The 16,635-nt window shown below is 47.3% G+C and carries 12 protein-coding genes; 3 read left to right on the forward strand and 9 right to left on the reverse strand.

Features of this window, described 5'->3' with window-relative positions:
* Positions 1–48 precede the first annotated feature (48 nt).
* Both GWR21_RS06500 and GWR21_RS06505 read right to left on the reverse strand, forming a co-directional pair.
* Positions 49–1,446 (reverse strand): right-handed parallel beta-helix repeat-containing protein, encoded by a 1,398-nt coding sequence (locus tag GWR21_RS06500; RefSeq protein ID WP_162330939.1) that lies wholly within the window; start codon positions 1,444–1,446, stop codon positions 49–51.
* Between the two features lie 452 nt (positions 1,447–1,898).
* A complete protein-coding gene (locus tag GWR21_RS06505; RefSeq protein ID WP_162330940.1) occupies positions 1,899–2,192 on the reverse strand; it encodes a putative quinol monooxygenase in 294 nt (97 codons plus the stop codon).
* Between the two features lie 334 nt (positions 2,193–2,526).
* Here GWR21_RS06505 and GWR21_RS06510 point away from each other — a divergent pair, with 334 nt between their 5' ends.
* Both GWR21_RS06510 and GWR21_RS06515 read left to right on the forward strand, forming a co-directional pair.
* Positions 2,527–4,863 (forward strand): sensor histidine kinase, encoded by a 2,337-nt coding sequence (locus GWR21_RS06510; protein ID WP_162330941.1) that lies wholly within the window; start codon positions 2,527–2,529, stop codon positions 4,861–4,863.
* Between the two features lie 45 nt (positions 4,864–4,908).
* The gene (locus GWR21_RS06515; protein WP_162330942.1) at positions 4,909–7,353 is read left to right on the forward strand and encodes a sensor histidine kinase; all 2,445 of its coding nucleotides are present in this window, start codon (positions 4,909–4,911) and stop codon (positions 7,351–7,353) included.
* Positions 7,354–7,596: 243 nt separating this feature from the next.
* Here the strand turns inward: GWR21_RS06515 and GWR21_RS06520 are convergent, their stop codons facing one another.
* Positions 7,597–7,800 carry a DUF3606 domain-containing protein gene (locus GWR21_RS06520; protein WP_162330943.1) on the reverse strand — a complete coding sequence of 68 codons (204 nt, stop codon included), beginning with the start codon at positions 7,798–7,800 and terminating at the stop codon, positions 7,597–7,599.
* 202 nt (positions 7,801–8,002) lie between these two features.
* On the opposite strand from GWR21_RS06520, the gene GWR21_RS06525 reads away from it, so the two are divergent.
* On the forward strand, positions 8,003–8,527 hold the full coding sequence (locus GWR21_RS06525; RefSeq protein WP_238430225.1) for a DNA-3-methyladenine glycosylase I: 525 nt from the start codon (positions 8,003–8,005) through the stop codon (positions 8,525–8,527).
* 224 nt (positions 8,528–8,751) lie between these two features.
* On the opposite strand, the gene preA is transcribed toward GWR21_RS06525, so the two are convergent.
* The 6 genes from preA to GWR21_RS06555 are packed head-to-tail and all read right to left on the reverse strand — an operon-like array spanning position 8,752 to position 16,609.
* Positions 8,752–10,020 (reverse strand): NAD-dependent dihydropyrimidine dehydrogenase subunit PreA, encoded by a 1,269-nt coding sequence (gene preA, locus GWR21_RS06530; RefSeq protein ID WP_162330945.1) that lies wholly within the window; start codon positions 10,018–10,020, stop codon positions 8,752–8,754.
* A gap of 9 nt (positions 10,021–10,029) precedes the next feature.
* Entirely contained in the window at positions 10,030–11,391 is a 1,362-nt protein-coding gene (locus GWR21_RS06535) for an NAD(P)-dependent oxidoreductase (protein ID WP_162330946.1), read from the reverse strand.
* Between the two features lie 20 nt (positions 11,392–11,411).
* Positions 11,412–12,278, reverse strand: a complete 867-nt coding sequence (locus tag GWR21_RS06540) for a nitrilase-related carbon-nitrogen hydrolase (protein WP_202929063.1) — start codon at positions 12,276–12,278, stop codon at positions 11,412–11,414.
* Between the two features lie 40 nt (positions 12,279–12,318).
* Positions 12,319–13,701: a dihydropyrimidinase gene (hydA, locus tag GWR21_RS06545; RefSeq protein WP_162330947.1), complete on the reverse strand. Its 1,383-nt coding sequence runs from the start codon at positions 13,699–13,701 to the stop codon at positions 12,319–12,321.
* Positions 13,685–15,208, reverse strand: coding sequence for an NCS1 family nucleobase:cation symporter-1 (locus GWR21_RS06550; protein WP_162330948.1), 1,524 nt, complete (start codon positions 15,206–15,208; stop codon positions 13,685–13,687). The genes hydA and GWR21_RS06550 overlap by 17 nt, the downstream gene beginning before the upstream one ends.
* Before the next feature lie 48 nt (positions 15,209–15,256).
* Positions 15,257–16,609: an aminotransferase class III-fold pyridoxal phosphate-dependent enzyme gene (locus GWR21_RS06555; RefSeq protein WP_162330949.1), complete on the reverse strand. Its 1,353-nt coding sequence runs from the start codon at positions 16,607–16,609 to the stop codon at positions 15,257–15,259.
* Between the last annotated feature and the right edge of the window lie 26 nt (positions 16,610–16,635).

Raw genomic sequence — 16,635 nt, forward strand, 5'->3', positions numbered from 1 at the left:
CCATGGATTAAATTCCATGGGCTTTCCCAAATAAACAATATAATAAGATTATGACTTCCTGTAACCCGCAGTTCCCATCTGAGAACCTGTCAGTGGCAGGTAGTAATTATTGATATCCACTTTTGAAGACTGTACTGTCGGGAACTTCTTATTCACCAGTGTACTGGTACCTTCTTTAAAGGTAGCGCCTACCTCCGCATAGATATAGTTTCTGATGCTAATGGTTGTCACACCGTTAATAGGTCTGATGAATGCGTTGCTGTTAATGATCTGCGCACCAGTCATGCCTGTGCTGCCATTGAGACGAAGATTGTTACCTCTTGTCCAGGCCACTGTGTTATTGGTAAACTGCACGATCGCATTTGCAGTACCTCTCAGACTCACACCTTCACCTTCTCCATTAGTAAACAGGTTATTACGAATAATGTGGGTAGCACCACCTGCACCGGAACCATAGAACTGCAGCAGTTCACCCCATCCGTGATGCACATAGTTGTCGTGCACATTTGTATTGGTTGTTCTGCCACCGATCAGGATACCGCCGTTGTGCGAGCTATTTTTCTGCAATGCCCAGTTCTTCACTTCGTTGTTATATACTTCCAGCTGGTCGATCGCCGCTGTCTGAATACCATCGAGACCTATGTCCTGAACAGTGTTGTTATAGATCTTCACGTCACGCCAGATAACAGGCTGTACATACTGATGGCTGGAAGACATTGCAGATACCGAACCATAGTAAGGCGCATTCGCCGTCAGGTCCCAGTAAGTAGCGGTATGGCCGATGTACATTGCTTCGTTAGTGGTATTCTTGATCAGCAGATCATGGATCTTCAGATTAGACATGGTAGTGTTAGGATAAGCAGTACTGGCATCTCCCTTTACAGGATCAGTCTTGGCCACGATACCATTACCACCATTCTGAATGGTCAGATTGGAGATCTCCATGTTGTCGGTCTTGTTACCCAGCTGCAGATCATAGTAAGAGGCTTTCGAGCCTGTTGTAGAACCGCTGATCACAACACTGGATTTTCCTGACTGTCCGCCGAAGTTCATATAATGACAGTTCCAGAATACAATCGCTACACCATACGCTCCACCGTTCCAGGCAGGGTTACCAATAGTTACCGTTGTTCCGCTGAGGTTACGTACTACTATAGGAGCAGACGCGCTTCCACTCATGTTGGAAAACTGGACCACCTTAAACGTACCCTTTAGATTAAGAATATCACCCGGTTTGTAATAACCGTTTGAGTTGTCAACAGCCAGACGGCCCGTTGCATCGGCAACTAATGTAAATTCCCTTCCGGTGGCGGATGCTGTTACAGCGAGATTATCTTCCGCATTCAGTTTCTCTTCGAAAATAGCTTCTTTCTTACAGCTAGCGGACATTGCAAGCATAGCGGCGCAGATCATCGCCTGCGCGAAGTAGGTTCGGTTCTTCTTCATGTTGTAGTTAAATGATATGGTTAAAATTTTCTTGCGCGGCAAATATAGCCTACGCGATGGTGATTCACTAATAAAAAAATTACTAACTAGGATATGATTGAATAAAAACTTTATGCTTGTGTAATGCTTTTCTGTTTGTTCGTGTTACCTGCCCCTCATTCGACGTGTATGAAATACGCTAAATCGGTGCCGGAAATCACCCCCTGCATTAAACATTGAAACACAGCAACATAGAAGAATACAGCCGATCTCACCTATTCCATTTAACGGAAAATCCTTCCATCAGACGGAACTATACAAGCGTCCGCTATATAGGTGCGTTACATAATATAGCTGTCGTACCTCATTCAAGTATCAGATAGATATTCTTTTTTTTGCAAAGTGGAAGAAAAAGAAAAAAGGCGCTGCTATTTGCAACACCTTTTCTTCATATTATCGCTAATGATCCTTTTCTACTGGAATAAAATATCCGCCTTGATGATAACAGGCGGCTCCTGTAATAACTCGCCCGCGATCTTCACGAATTCCTGTATATAAGGTTGCTGATTGTGTGCATCCAGGGCCTCCTGGCTTTCCCATATTTCATAGAAGAAGAATACGTTCCTGTCGTCCGTACTGTTATGCAGATCATACAACTGACAGTCCTCCTCTTTTCTGGTCTGTTCCACCATATTCAACAATACAGATAATACGGTGTCTCTATGTTCGGGCCTTGCTTTTACGATGGCTGTTAAATATACTTTCATACCAGGTGATTTTACTGCTTAATGTTATATCAGCAGGCGCAGTTATTACCCGCTGTTTTGCTACTCAAAAGTAACCCAGCTATTCCAATAGGACAACTAAAATAACTCATATACTGCTATCAGAATTATAATACTGCCTATATTATCCTACCCCGGAATTTATCATGATCTGCTTTTTTGTCGTAACTTCCGGCCATTTCGTATTTTGCTCCCCACAAACCAACATCCCGCCATGATAAGACGCACGATAATATGCTGGCTATTGCTATTGGCCCATTTTCCGATACACGCGCAAACACTGCACAATCCCGTGCCTCCATCTTACAGTGACGATATGAAAAGATTTCTGGTCCAGTCGACAGGCAATTTCCTTTATGGCGTAAGTCAGGGACGAATTGATAAAGACAGTGCTATGATCTATTCCTGTGACATATACCAGCTTAGCAAATTAACACCTTACAATGAAGACTATAAGACTGGAAAGGATTATCCTGGTCAGGCACTGATTGACGCAGGTAAGGTCGAACAGGCTACCCAACTGCTGAATAGTATAAAGGGCACACCCAGACTACAGCTGCTCGCGGAACTAGGCAATTATTATCTACACCGGGCAGGTGCTGATAAAGATGATCTTGCAGCTGCCAGCAAATATGCGAATCTCCTACTACAGGAAAGTACAAACGCCACCGATCCTTTCTGGCAGGTGCAGGCATACTGGTTACTGGGGAATACCGGCGCTCAGGCAAGAGACCTCGAAAAAAGCCAGGGATATTTCGTACAGGCGGTGGCACTGTGCCGGAAAACAGGCAATGAGCCATTACTTGGCCGCACCCTGCTATACCAGGCAGACGCATTACCTCCGGGCGCTCCACAAAAGGAGAATATCTTCCGGGAGGTAACCGCAATTGCCAAAAAACACCATTTACCCATCCTGGAGCATAGAACGTTATCAATATCCTCACTTGAGCATCTGCAGAGCAACCCTGCCCTGGTCGAAAAAGAAGTACAACGTTTAATGGAAATTCAGAAAGAAATCGGATTCCTGCACAACCAGTTTGGTAACTATACACTTTCCTTCTTACACCTTGTAAAGGCAGACGCTATCGGCACACTCAAATACACTGAGATGGTGATGAATGATATGGTGGCCACAAAAGATACTGCGTTCTCCGCCATATATTGTATGAGGCAGGCAAATCTGAAATCAAACACTAAGAATTATGACGAAGCACTATACTGGTGCGATCGGGCACTCAGCGTTCCGCTGACAAAAGAAACGCAGCTCGTATGGTACAGAGCCTTTATATACAGAGTATCTGTGCTCAGGTGGATGGATCGACCTGCTGCAGCTGTTCAGTATGCAGACAGTTTCAGCCGTATTCATCCGCCCCTGGACGATCTGGATAAAATGTTACTCACAGCAGAGACAGCTGCGTCGTATGAGGAGTTAGGTAATGAGAAGATGGCGCTGGAAAACTACCTGCAGTTCCTGGACCTCGCGCAACACTTTCCCCCTCATTTTACTTATGGAGAAACAATGCAGGGCTATAGTATGGTAGCAAACTTCTACCTGAAGAAGAAAGCATTTGGAGCTGCAAAACAATATGCATCACTCATACTCGCGCACCCGCTGGTAAAATCGTCTCCCGCAGATCTGGCACGCGCTTACACGATATTGTTTAAAGTGGATTCAGCAACAGGCAATTATGCTTCAGCTATCAGCAACCTTCAGCAATATCAGCTATACACGGATTCTGTCTATAGCTTAAACCAAAGAAAAGCAATGGATGCACTGACGGTAAGATATGAAACCCAGAAAAAAGACCAGGACATCCGTATACTTAAACAGGATAGCCAGTTGCAAAAAGCACAGCTGTCACGCTCTTCCATGATAGGTAGGATCACCCTCGGTGGGATCGCTTTACTGCTCATCATCGTAGGACTATTATATAACCAGTACCGCATCAAACGAAAATCCAGCCTGGATGCACTTGCCAGGAACACCGTACTGCAACAGCTCCTGGACGAAAAAGAATGGCTGCTCAGGGAAGTACACCACCGTGTAAAAAATAACCTGCAGACAATAGTAAGCCTGCTCGAATCACAATCCGCCTACCTCGAAAATGACGCCCTCCTCGCTATACAGGAAAGCCAGAACAGGATACACGCCATGTCACTCATTCACCAGAAACTATATCATGATGAAAATGTCTCTTCTGTTAATATGGGCAACTATCTGCCTGAGCTGATACAATACCTCCGGCAGAGCTATAACGTTAGGAACAATGTCTGCTTTAACGTGCAGGTAGACGAAATAGAGCTGGACGTATCTCAGGCTATCCCGCTAGGCCTGATCGTTAATGAAGCTATTACCAACGCCATCAAATACGCGTTCCCACGAGGTGCCACCGGTCAGTCTATCAGTGTCGCCCTGTTAGCGGAAGATACCAGGGCGCAACTCTATGTTGCTGATAATGGTATTGGCATCAAACCGGCAGTATTGGCGGCCAGGGCCCACGGACTGGGATTAAAATTGATCCGCGGACTGGCAAAAGACATAGAAGCTGAGTTAAACATCAATGGAGATAACGGAACAACAATTACAATATCTTTTGAAATCAGTCAGCCGCTGGGCAATGTGGCCCGGGAAAAAACGGCTATTCTGGGCTAATAAACCGCCCATCTAGTGGCGCTGCTATAATGGATCCAAAATACTATGAGGCGACTAATTCCCCTGTTCATATGCTGCCTGTTACTGCTTCCCGGCTCCTCGCTACGGGCACAGATGCTGAACAATCCGGTGCCGGCATCCTATAATAGTGACATGCAGCGCTTCCTTGTTCTATCTTCCGGCAATTTTCTATATGGCGTGAGTCAGGGACAGATAGACAAAGATAGCGCGATGTTATTTGCTGCTGCCGTTTACCAGCTCAGCAGACTGACACCCTACAATGAAGGGTATAAGACCGGCAGGGACTATGCTGGTCAGGCACTGATCGACTCGGGCAAAATAACCGCGGCTGTACAGTTACTGGATCATTTGCAGGGCAGTCAAAAATTGCAGCTGCTGGCAGAGCTAAGCAACTATTATCTGCACCGCCCGGGAGCTGCAAAAGATGACATGACAGCCGCCGGCAAATATGCCTCCCGCTTACACAGGGAAAGCAATATAACCAACACCTTCTGGCAATTACAAAGCTACTGGCTGCTGGCAGGAATTGCTGTGCAGGAAATGAATATTGACAAAAGCCAGGCCTACTACACGCAGGCAGCTGAGCTATGCAGGAGTCATAAAGATCCCTTCTTACTTTGTTCATCACTCATATTACAGGCAGATGCACTCCCTGTCCACCATCCCCAAAAAGAGCACCTGCTGAATGAAGCACTCGCATTATCGCATAAACATCAGCTACTTATACCTGAATACAGGATCCTACTTTTATCATCCCTGGAGCATTTACAGCACAACCCTGATATAGCTGAAAAGGAAGTACTTCGGGCATTGGCGATAGAAGAGCAGATCGGCTATCTGCATCATCAATACTGCTACTATGTACTCTCCTATATCACACTTATCAAAGCTGATGCAGTAGCAACTTTGCAGCATAATGAACGTGTACTCAACTATATGGCGGCTACAAGAGACACCGCATTTGCACCACTGTATTACCTCCGCATCGCCACTATCAGGAATGATATGGATAACTATAAAGAGGCCCTGTATTGGAATGACCGCGCATTGAATGTCTCTTTATCCAAAGAGACACAAATAGTGTGGTATAAAGCTGCTGTCAATAAACTGGCCACTTTAGCCGCGATGGGAAGACCTGCTGACGGACTACGGTTCATCGATAGTTTCAGCAGGACACATCCCCCTGTCAGTGATATGGACAAGATGATATTGTCATCTGAAATGGCGATTACGTACGAGTTACTGGGCAATGACGAACTGGCATTTAAATACTACCTGCGGTACCTCGAACAGGCTAAACGCTTCCCTCCGCAGTTCAGCTATTCAGAAACACTGCTGGCATATGTAATGTTAGGCAACTTCTACTTTAAAAAAGGGAATTATGCACTGGCAAGAAAATACGCGAACCTGATTTTCAGTCACCCACATGGTAAAACCGCACCAACAAATCTTGGCTTTGCCCACAAACTGTTGTTTAAGGTGGACTCAGCTACGGGCAACTATCCCGCTGCTATCGCTCACCTTATAGAAGCGCAGGCTTATGCTGACTCAACGTTCAGTCATAATCAGCAACAGGCATTAGATGAACTCTCTATAAAATATGAAACACAGAAAAAAGACCAGGATATCCGGCTGCTCAAACAGGATAGCCAGTTGCAAAAAGAACAGCTATCACGGTCTGCTATGACTGCCAGGATCACACTCGGCGGCATTGCCTTACTGCTGATCATCGTTGGATTATTATACAACCAATACCGCATAAAAAGAAAAGCCAGTCTGGATGCGATCGCGCGGAGCACCATCTTACAGCAACTGGTAGAAGAAAAAGAATGGCTGCTCAGAGAAGTACATCACCGTGTCAAGAATAACCTGCAGACAATCGTCAGTTTGCTGGAATCCCAATCTACCTACCTGCAGAACGATGCCCTCCTGGCTATACAGGAAAGTCAGAACAGGATACATGCCATGTCACTCATTCATCAGAAACTGTATCATGATGAGAATGTCTCTTCTGTCAGTATGAACACCTATCTGCCAGAATTGATACAATACCTCCGGCAAAGCTATAATGTAAAGAATGACGTCTCTTTCCAGGTGCAGGTAGATGCAGTGGCACTCGACGTATCGCAGGCAATCCCACTTGGCCTCATCGTGAATGAAGCTGTCACAAATGCTATTAAATATGCCTTCCCTCAACCGGGGGCAGGCCATGCCATCAGTATTCTTTTTGCTGCAAACGGCGATCATGCACAACTGCGTATTGCAGATAATGGGATTGGCATCAAACCAGAAAAACTAAGGGAAAAGATCCGCGGACTGGGATTAAAACTGATCCGGGGATTAGCCAAAGATATGGATGCAGCGCCCGAGATCAGCGGGGAACACGGTACTGCTATTACAATATCATTTGCAATAACGCGCCCGCTTAACAGCACAAATGTGGAATCTGCTGTCGCAAACAGCGTTTGAATACACAGTAAAAAAGGGCTGCTCCATTTACAGAAGGAGCTGCCTTTTTTGCCGGCTGACAAAACACCGGCACGTCTTCTGGCAACAACTCACACACATTCATCCCAGTGATCAGGATAGTTGTGTGTGGCTATGAAGGTAACTTTTAACTAACTGTTTACCTTTCTGTAACCATGAACTATAACGAATTTAAATATTGCGGTAAAAATGTGGCCCCCGGGGCACTACCTGCTGTTGTGATGACTATACTTCATTGGTATCATCAATCTCTGTGTGGTTACGGCGGATAAACTCTCTTACTCTCACAGGATCATCTCCTACTATCTCAACAGCCTTCTGTAGCTCAGCAGCTGTTACACCCAGTTCTTCTGCCAGTCCATTGATCGTAAAGTGCTGATGGTGGCCGCCTGCCTGTCCTTCATCTCCCTGAAACGCATGTTTTTCCATAATATTTCTTTACATTGCTAAGAGCATAAAACATGCCACGGGTTGCTACATCCAAATAAAAGAAGGGCTGGTGCACAATTTTCCGGGAGTCAAACAAATACTAAATAAATTAGCAAATACTTGATATAAATAACTAACTTTCCGGCCTGTTCAAAATTTTTAATGCGCCATCTACATGTCATATTGCACCGCTATAACATTCATGTCAGCAGAAAAACTGGCAATTCATAAAGCGTATCATGATCATCAGTATGGTTTTCCTATCCATGATGACAATGAACTGTTCTGTCGTCTGATCCTGGAGATCAACCAGGCGGGTCTTAGCTGGGAAACCATCCTGCGTAAGGAAGCCAGCTTCAGAGAAGCATATAGTAACTTTAATATCAAAAAAGTAGCCGCCTATACAGCAGCAGACAGAGAAAGACTGATGGCAGATCCTGGCATCATACGCAATCGTCTTAAGATCAATGCTGCTATTGAAAATGCGAAGACCATCCTCCAACTGCAAAAGGACTACGGCTCATTTGAAAAATGGCTGCTCGCCCATCATCCTAAAACAAAAGAAGAATGGGTGAAGTTGTTTAAAAAGACGTTTAAGTTTACCGGTGGTGAGATCGTGAATGAATTCCTGATGAGTATCGGGATGTTACCAGGGGCGCATGACGATAGCTGCGCAGTGTATAAGAAAGTGATCAAATCAAAGCCCTTGTGGATGGGCAGTAAATAAAAAACAGTACCGGACGTGTCACCATCCGGTACTGCTGAAATAATCTATACTTTATTTCGATCAATATAACAGAGATATATCAGCTAACAATGTTCACCTGTCTGGTGTCACTCATCCGACAGGATCGTCAGCAGTTCAGCTATACCTTTCCCTGTAAATTCATTCGGTACATTGTTATTAACGCTGTAAACACTGTTAGCAGCAGATAGGATAAAAAAGTCTCCTCAATGATCATTCAGCGGCAGTCCCCTCCGCTGAAACTCCTTCCAGTTCAGGTACTCATCTCCCTTTCTGTGTTCCTCCATGGTAATACAGTTATCTACCGGACAAACCAGTTTACACAAATTACATCCTACACATTCCTCCTCCTTGATGGTATAGGTATTATACGGATTACCGTAAGCCAGATTGATGGCCTGATGGGAACCATCTTCACAGCTGATGTAACACAGGCCGCAATGAATACACTTCTCCTGGTTAATATGCGCCACGATATGATAGTTGATATCCAGTTCATCCCAGCTCGTCAGCGTTGGAACTGACCGCCCTATAAAATCATCAATGGTGCGAAAGCCCTTCTCATCCATCCAGTTATTGAGTCCATCACAAAGGTCTTCTATAATACGGAATCCGTAACGCATGGCAGCCGTACATACCTGTACTGTAGTGGCCCCGAGCAGCATAAACTCAGCCGCATCTTTCCACGTGCTGACGCCACCAATACCCGATACCGGCACACGCGAGGTAACAGGGTCCTGACTGATCGTAGTCAGCATTTTCAGCGCAATAGGTTTTACCGCCGGACCGCAGTAGCCACCGAAGGTGGATTGCCCACCGACATTAGGGTTAGGTATAAATGTATCCAGGTCTACCCCTGTTACAGACTGAATAGTATTGATCAGTGATAATGCATGTGTACCTGCCTGCACAGCGGCTCGTCCGGTAGGTACAACAGAGTGTACATTGGGTGTCAGTTTCGTAATGACCGGGATCGTTGCTGCTTCCATGACCCACGCTACTACGCTGCCAGCGATCTCAGGATCCTGCCCCACGGCCGCTCCCATTCCTCTTTCCGTCATGCCGTGCGGACAACCAAAATTCAGCTCCAGTCCATGTGCACCGGTATCCTCTACTTTCCTGATCAGTTCATGCCAGCTCTCCCTGTTATTATCTGCCATCAATGAAACGATCATGGCCCGGTCAGGAAATAACCGCACACATTCCGCGATCTCTTTCAGGTTAATATCCAGCGGACGATCACTGATCAGTTCAATATTATTAAACCCCATTACGCGACTACCGTTGTAATCGACAGACGAATACCGGGAAGACACATTCTTTACCTGGCTGCCCAGTGTCTTCCATACCACCCCTCCCCAACCTGCTTCAAAGGCACGCAGGACATTGAGTTTTTTATCCGTAGGGGGCGCACTCGCCAGCCAGTAGGGATTGGGCGATCTGATACCCAGAAAATTTGCCGAAATGTCTGCCATAAGAAAAGTTTAAAGGCTGTTACGGGCATTTCCCCCTTCCAGCAGATAAGCTAATATTACCTTCGCGCCATCCTTTCCTGCCTGAACGGCATCTACTACTTCCTTTCCGCCATTGACACAATCTCCCCCGGAGAAGACGCCGTTGATGCTCGTCACCCCATTATCCGTAACTGCGATCTTTCCATTGTTATGCTGCAACTGACAGTCATGTATCAGTTGTTCAAAGGGCATTTGTCCGGTAGCCTTGATCACCATGTCTACGGGCAGCACGATCTTTTCATCTGTGATCACTGGTTGCCTGCGGCCGCCGGCATCTGCTTCCAGTTTCACTGCATGACATACCAGTTGCGTCACCCTGCCTTCTTCCCCCCGTATCTCCGCAGGCGCCGCCAGCCAGACGATCTTACATCCATCCAGCAGGGCAATATTCATCTCCGCTTCCGTACAGGGCATCTCCTGCTGCGTCCTTCTATATACCAGCGTCACTTCTTTTGCACCCAGTCGTTTAGCCTGTGTAGCAGCATCGATAGCTGTCATCCCCATGCCGATCACTGCTACCTGGTCGCCAACAGGTACCGCCGGATAACCACTGTTACGGATATCGTAAATAAAGTTGATCGCATCTACCACGCCTTCCAGCTGTTCTCCCGGAATATAGAGCTGCCTTGCCATCCCTACGCCAAAAGCCAGGTACACGGCATCATATGCCTGCTGCAGTTCAGTTAACGTTACATCCTGGCCCAATACCTTCCCATACTGAATATCGATCCCTCCCAATGACGTAATGAAATCCACCTCATCACAACAGAACTCCGGTGTCACTTTGTACGCCGCAATCCCGTAGGTCATCAGTCCGCCGCCTTTTTCTTCCTTTTCAAAGATCGTCACATCCACTCCTTCCCTGGACAGCGCATGCGCGCAACTCAGTCCGGCGGGACCAGCTCCTACTATCGCCACTTTCTTCCCAATACCTGGTTTCCTTTCAAACAGCTGCCACTTCTGCGCTATCGCGCGCTCTGTGGCATACCGCTGTAAACGGGCAATAGGGATCGCTTCCTCTTCCATCAGATTATACACACAGGCACCTTCACACAATTTTTCCACGGGACATACCTTTGCGCATCCACCTCCCATGATATTGGAAGAAAAGATGGTAAAGGCGGCGCCTTTAATATTATCCGTAGTGATCTGTTTGATAAATTTGGGAACGTTGATACCGGTAGGACAGCTTTTGGTACAGGGTGCGTCATAGCAGAACAGACAACGGTTGGCATCTACCATCGCTGCATCCCGCGTCTCAAATGGGGGATGTATATCACTGAAATGCTGTGCATATTCTTCAGCAGTCAACCTGTTATTTCGTACTGCCATATCTGTGATTTAAATGAAACTTATAACTCTGTCAGCTTACCATATGTCTCCGGACGCCTGTCTCTGAAAAACTGCCACACACTTCTGACTTCATCTATCATGCCCAGATCGAAAGTGGCGATGAGCAATTCATCTTTATCTTCCGAAGCACTGGCAAATACCTGTCCGCGGGGATCAACGAAGTAGGAAGATCCGTAGAACCTGCCGAGGTTCCAGGGCTTTTCCTCCCCTACTCTGTTAATACATCCCATAAAATATCCATTGGCAGCGGCATGCGCCGGTTGCTCCAACTTCCATAGATACTGTGATAGTCCTGCTACTGTAGCGGAAGGATTATACACGATCTCTGCACCATTCAGCCCCAGTATCCTGGCGCCATCCGGGAAGTGCCTGTCGTAACAGATATAGACACCTACTTTCGCATAGCGTGTCTCAAAAACAGGATAGCCCAGATTGCCGGGCTTAAAGAAGAATTTCTCCCAGAAACCGGATGTGTGGGGTATATGGTTCTTCCGGTATTTGCCCAGGTAGGTACCATCTGCATCGATCACAGCAGCGGTGTTATACAATACACCCGCCTGTTCTTTTTCGTATACAGGCACGATGATCACCATGCTATATTTCTTCGCGTAAGCCGCCATCCTTTCTGTTGTAGGCCCGGGTACGGTCTCTGCGGATGCGTACCATTTGCTGTCCTGACCCGGACAAAAATAGGGTGTACTGAAGATCTCCTGCAAACAAAGGATCTGTACCCCTTTCTCGCCTGCTTCTTCTATGAGGGGAATATGCTTCCGGATCATAGCCTCCTTGATCTCTTCGATCGTTCCCTCTCCTTCTGTGATGGGCAAACTCATTTGAATAAGGCCGGATGTGATGATACGCGACATGGGGTGCTGTTTTAGGGTAATAAATGATCAGTAGTAACTATCAGATCTTTCCATTGACTTTATTTCGTTTGATAAACTGCCCGTATCCCCTGGGTACCAGGCATTCTCCTTTATCAATAGCGATCTCTCCACGAAGCAATACGGTCTTTACCTTCCCTGTTACCTCCCATCCTTCATACGCAGAGTAGTCTACGTTCATGTGATGTGTGGCGGCAGCAATAGTATGCTTTTCATTCGGATCAAAGAGAATGATATCCGCATCACTCCCAATGGCAATCGTCCCCTTACGCGGGAACATACCAAAGATCTTTGCGGGATTTGTACAGGCCACTTCCACGAATTTATTGAGGCTGATCCGGTTCTTATTCACGCCTTCACTGAACAGCAGTTCCATCCTGTTCTCAATAGCAGGATGACCATTAGGGATCTTTGAAAAATCATGTTCTCCCATCAGCTTCTGCTGCCACATAAACGGACAATGATCTGTTGCTACTATGTTGACAAGGTTCTGATTGATGCCGGCCCAAAGTGTTTCCTGGTCTTTCGCTTCGCGCAATGGCGGGCTCATAACCCACTTGGCGCTCTCAAATCCTTTATCGTATTTCGACGCATCCAGTAACAGGTACTGGATACAGGTCTCTACAAAAACTTTCTGATTCCTGCGGGTCGCGTTCCTTACGGCATTGAGAGCTCCCTCACAGGTCAGGTGTACAATGTATCCCGGGCAACCGGTATAGTTGGCGAGGTCGGTGAAGCGGGCAGCTGCCTCTGCTTCGGTGACTTCCGGTTGTGACAGATAATGATAGAGGGGCGTTGTCTTTCCTTCCGCCAGGTGTTTGGCCACCAGGTAGTCTATCACATCGCCATTGGTAGCATGCACAGTAACCATTCCACCGTGCTGTTTTACCTCCTGCATCAATCCGGTCATCTGCCGGTCGTCGATCATCAGGGCGCCTTTATACGCCATGAAGGTCTTAAATGACGTGATGCCTTCCTGCTCTATCATCGTCCTGATCTCTGCCTTTGTATTTGCGTTGAAATCAGTCACAGCCATATGAAAACTATAATCGCCCACTGCAGTACCATATGCCCTTTCATTCCATTCATCCAGCGCTTCTCGCAATGAATGTCCCTGCTGCTGCAACACGAAATCTATCACCGTAGTTGTACCACCATGCAAAGCAGCACGTGTACCGGTTTCGTGCGTATCGCTGGAAAAAGTACCCATAAATGGCATATCCAGGTGTACGTGCGGGTCTATCCCTCCCGGCATGACTAAGAGTCCTTCGGCGTCTATCACTTTCGCACTGGGCACCGACAGTTTTCTGCCAATAGCGGTCACTTGTCCTGCGGACACGATGATATCGCCATAGTAGTCGTCAGTGGCTGTAATAATCCTTCCGTTTTTAATCAGCAGTTGCATAATTGACCTCCTGTTTATTTGTTCCGGTAGTAGTGATACTGGTATATGAACGCATAATGAGGTAGTAGCTGATACCTGATACAAAGAATCCTACAAACCATGCGTAGCTGTATAACTGTGTGATCCAGGCGGGTATGGCATCCGGAGGGAGCACTTTTATAGTGGTCAGGAACCCGGGAATATTAGGCACGATCCCTAACAAAAGAGCGATCAGGGCATAACGGTTATAACCATTAAAGAAACTATAACGTCCCCGCGGGGAATATAGTTCATTCACTACCAGCTGCTGTTTTCTTATCAGGTAATAATCCGCGATCATAATACCGCCTACTGGCCCCAGCAGACTGGAATAACCGACCAGCCAGGTGAAGATATATCCGGTAGGATCAGCCACTAGTTTCCAGGGGAAAATAAGGATACCGATTATGCCGGTAATATATCCACCTGTACGGAAATTGATCTTTCTGGGTGCGAGGTTGGCAAAGTCATTTGCCGGACTAATAATATTCGCAGCAATATTAGTAGCTAATGTAGAGATCGCGACTGCGATCATAGCAATACTGACCAGGAATTTATGCTCAAATTTACCTGCCAGCACCACAGGGTCCCAGATAGTCGTACCATATACGATCGTCGTGGCGGACGTTACGACTACCCCGATGAAGGAGAATAAGGTCATGGAAGGAGGCAGTCCGAGTGCCTGTCCTTTTATCTGTGCCCGCTGACTTACCGCGTAGCGGGTAAAATCAGGAATGTTCAGCGAGAGAGTGGCCCAGAATCCTACCATGCCTGTCAGTCCGGGAATAAAGAATGCCCAGAAGGCTGCGTTGGAAGAGAAGCGGGATGGTTGATCCAGGATGGGACCCAGTCCGCCGTCTACCGCATTGATCGCCCAATATAATAAAGCCAGTACGGCTACCGGCAGGAAGATCGCTTTAAATACGAGCAGTTTTCTGATACTGTCTATCCCCAGGTAGACAATGTACATGTTGAGCAGCCAGAAGAGCAGAAAACAGATCGCAGGACCGGTGGCCAGTCCGAAGGAGGCAGGAAAAACCGCGGGCAACGTGGCAAGACCAGGTATCCATAACTGCGCCATCTGATAAATAGCATACCCACCTATCCACGTCTGGATACCAAACCATCCACAGGCAACGATCGCCCGTAGCATGGCGGGGATGTTCGCGCCTTTGGTACCGAAACTGGCCCTTGCGAACACAGGAAAGGGAATACCATATTTCGCACCTGCGTGCCCGTTCAGGATCATCGGAATGAGCACTACGGTATTGCCGGCAAAGATGGTCAGTATCGCCTGCCACCAGTTCATCCCACCTTCAATCAGTGAGCTGGCCAGCATATAGGTTGGTATACACAGGCTCATACTGATCCACAGACTGGCATAGTTCCACGTATTCCAGGTCCTGGCGGACGCGGGTACCGGCGCTAAGTCTTCGCTATATAGATCCGTGTGGGGTACATCCTGGTGGATGTCATGGTGTTCTCTCATGTATTTCCGGATTATAGGTATTTGTCAGCCGGCGGCGGCATGACGATGTCAGACTACATATTCATCCGCAATCGTCAAAGCATCACCTATCATGGCCAGTCCTTCATCCACCTGCTCTCTTGTGATACTGAGCGGTGGTGCTATAAACACATAGTTCCAGCGTACGAATGCATACATGCCCAGTTGCTTCAGCCGGGCTGCGACCCTGTTCATGACCGCCATCTCTTCCGGCTTTGCATTGAAGGGCGCCATTGGTTCTTTGGTAGCCCGGTTTTTTACCAGTTCTATACACCCCAGCAAACCGGTATTACGAAAGTCGCCGATGCACGGGTGATGTCTTTTCATCGCCTCCACCTCCATGTCAATATACCTGCCCATGGCAGCGGCGTTCTCTATGAGATGTTCGTCTTCGTAAATATTCAGCACTTCTACCCCCGCTGCGCAGGCTACGGGGTGTGCGGAATAGGTCAGTCCCAGCCAGAGTGTTTTCTCGTCGAAATAAGCCGCTATTTTATCACTGACGATAAGGGCACCCAGGGGGATATACCCTGCAGTGATCCCTTTGGCGGTAGCGATCATATCCGGCACGACTCCATGCAGCCCACAGGCAAACCAGCTACCCGTACGGCCAAAGCCGCTCATGACCTCATCAGCAATGAGCAGTATTCCGTACTTATCGCAGAGCGCCCTGACCTTTGTGAGGTAATCAGGTGGGTATTTGATGCAACCGGAAGAACCACTCTCTCCTTCCATCAGAATGGCCGCTATACTATCCGGTCCTTCGAACTGAATGACCCGTTCTATATGACTGACGCATTCCCGGTGACAGGACGTTACTTCCTGTCCGAAGGGGCAGCGATAACAGTAAGGGTCTTCGACATGCACGAAGTTGGGAGCCTGCTGTGCATCGTGGGCAAACTTACGGGGATCCCCGCCTGCAGTCATAGCAGCATAAGAGGCCCCGTGAAAAGCCCTGTAGCGGGCAATGATCTTATATTTGCCGGTATAGAGCCTGGCGAGTTTAATAGCATTTTCAATCGCACTTGCGCCACAAACTGTAAACAATGTTTTCTTCAGATTACCGGGAGAGATCTCCGCCAGCTTACGTCCCAGTTTCCCACGCGCTTCCGTCACGCATCCCGGCGTCACATAGCTGACTTCCTGCATCTGCTTTAGAACGGCCGCAGTCACCCTTGGGTGACCGTGGCCGATATTGACGTTAATCAGGCCTGATGAAAAGTCCAGATAACGTTTGTCATCATAGTCATAGAGATATACCCCTGCCGCATATTTCACGGCAATGGGGCTGATACCTTTCTGTTTGCTCCAGGAGAACAGCGTGTAATCCAGGTTATCCTGAATGATCTCCTGTGCATGAGATAATGTCTTAGCTTCCGGCATAAGTAGCCAATTTTTCAGTCATGAAT

Source organism: Chitinophaga agri, from assembly GCF_010093065.1.
Lineage (GTDB): Bacteria > Bacteroidota > Bacteroidia > Chitinophagales > Chitinophagaceae > Chitinophaga > Chitinophaga agri.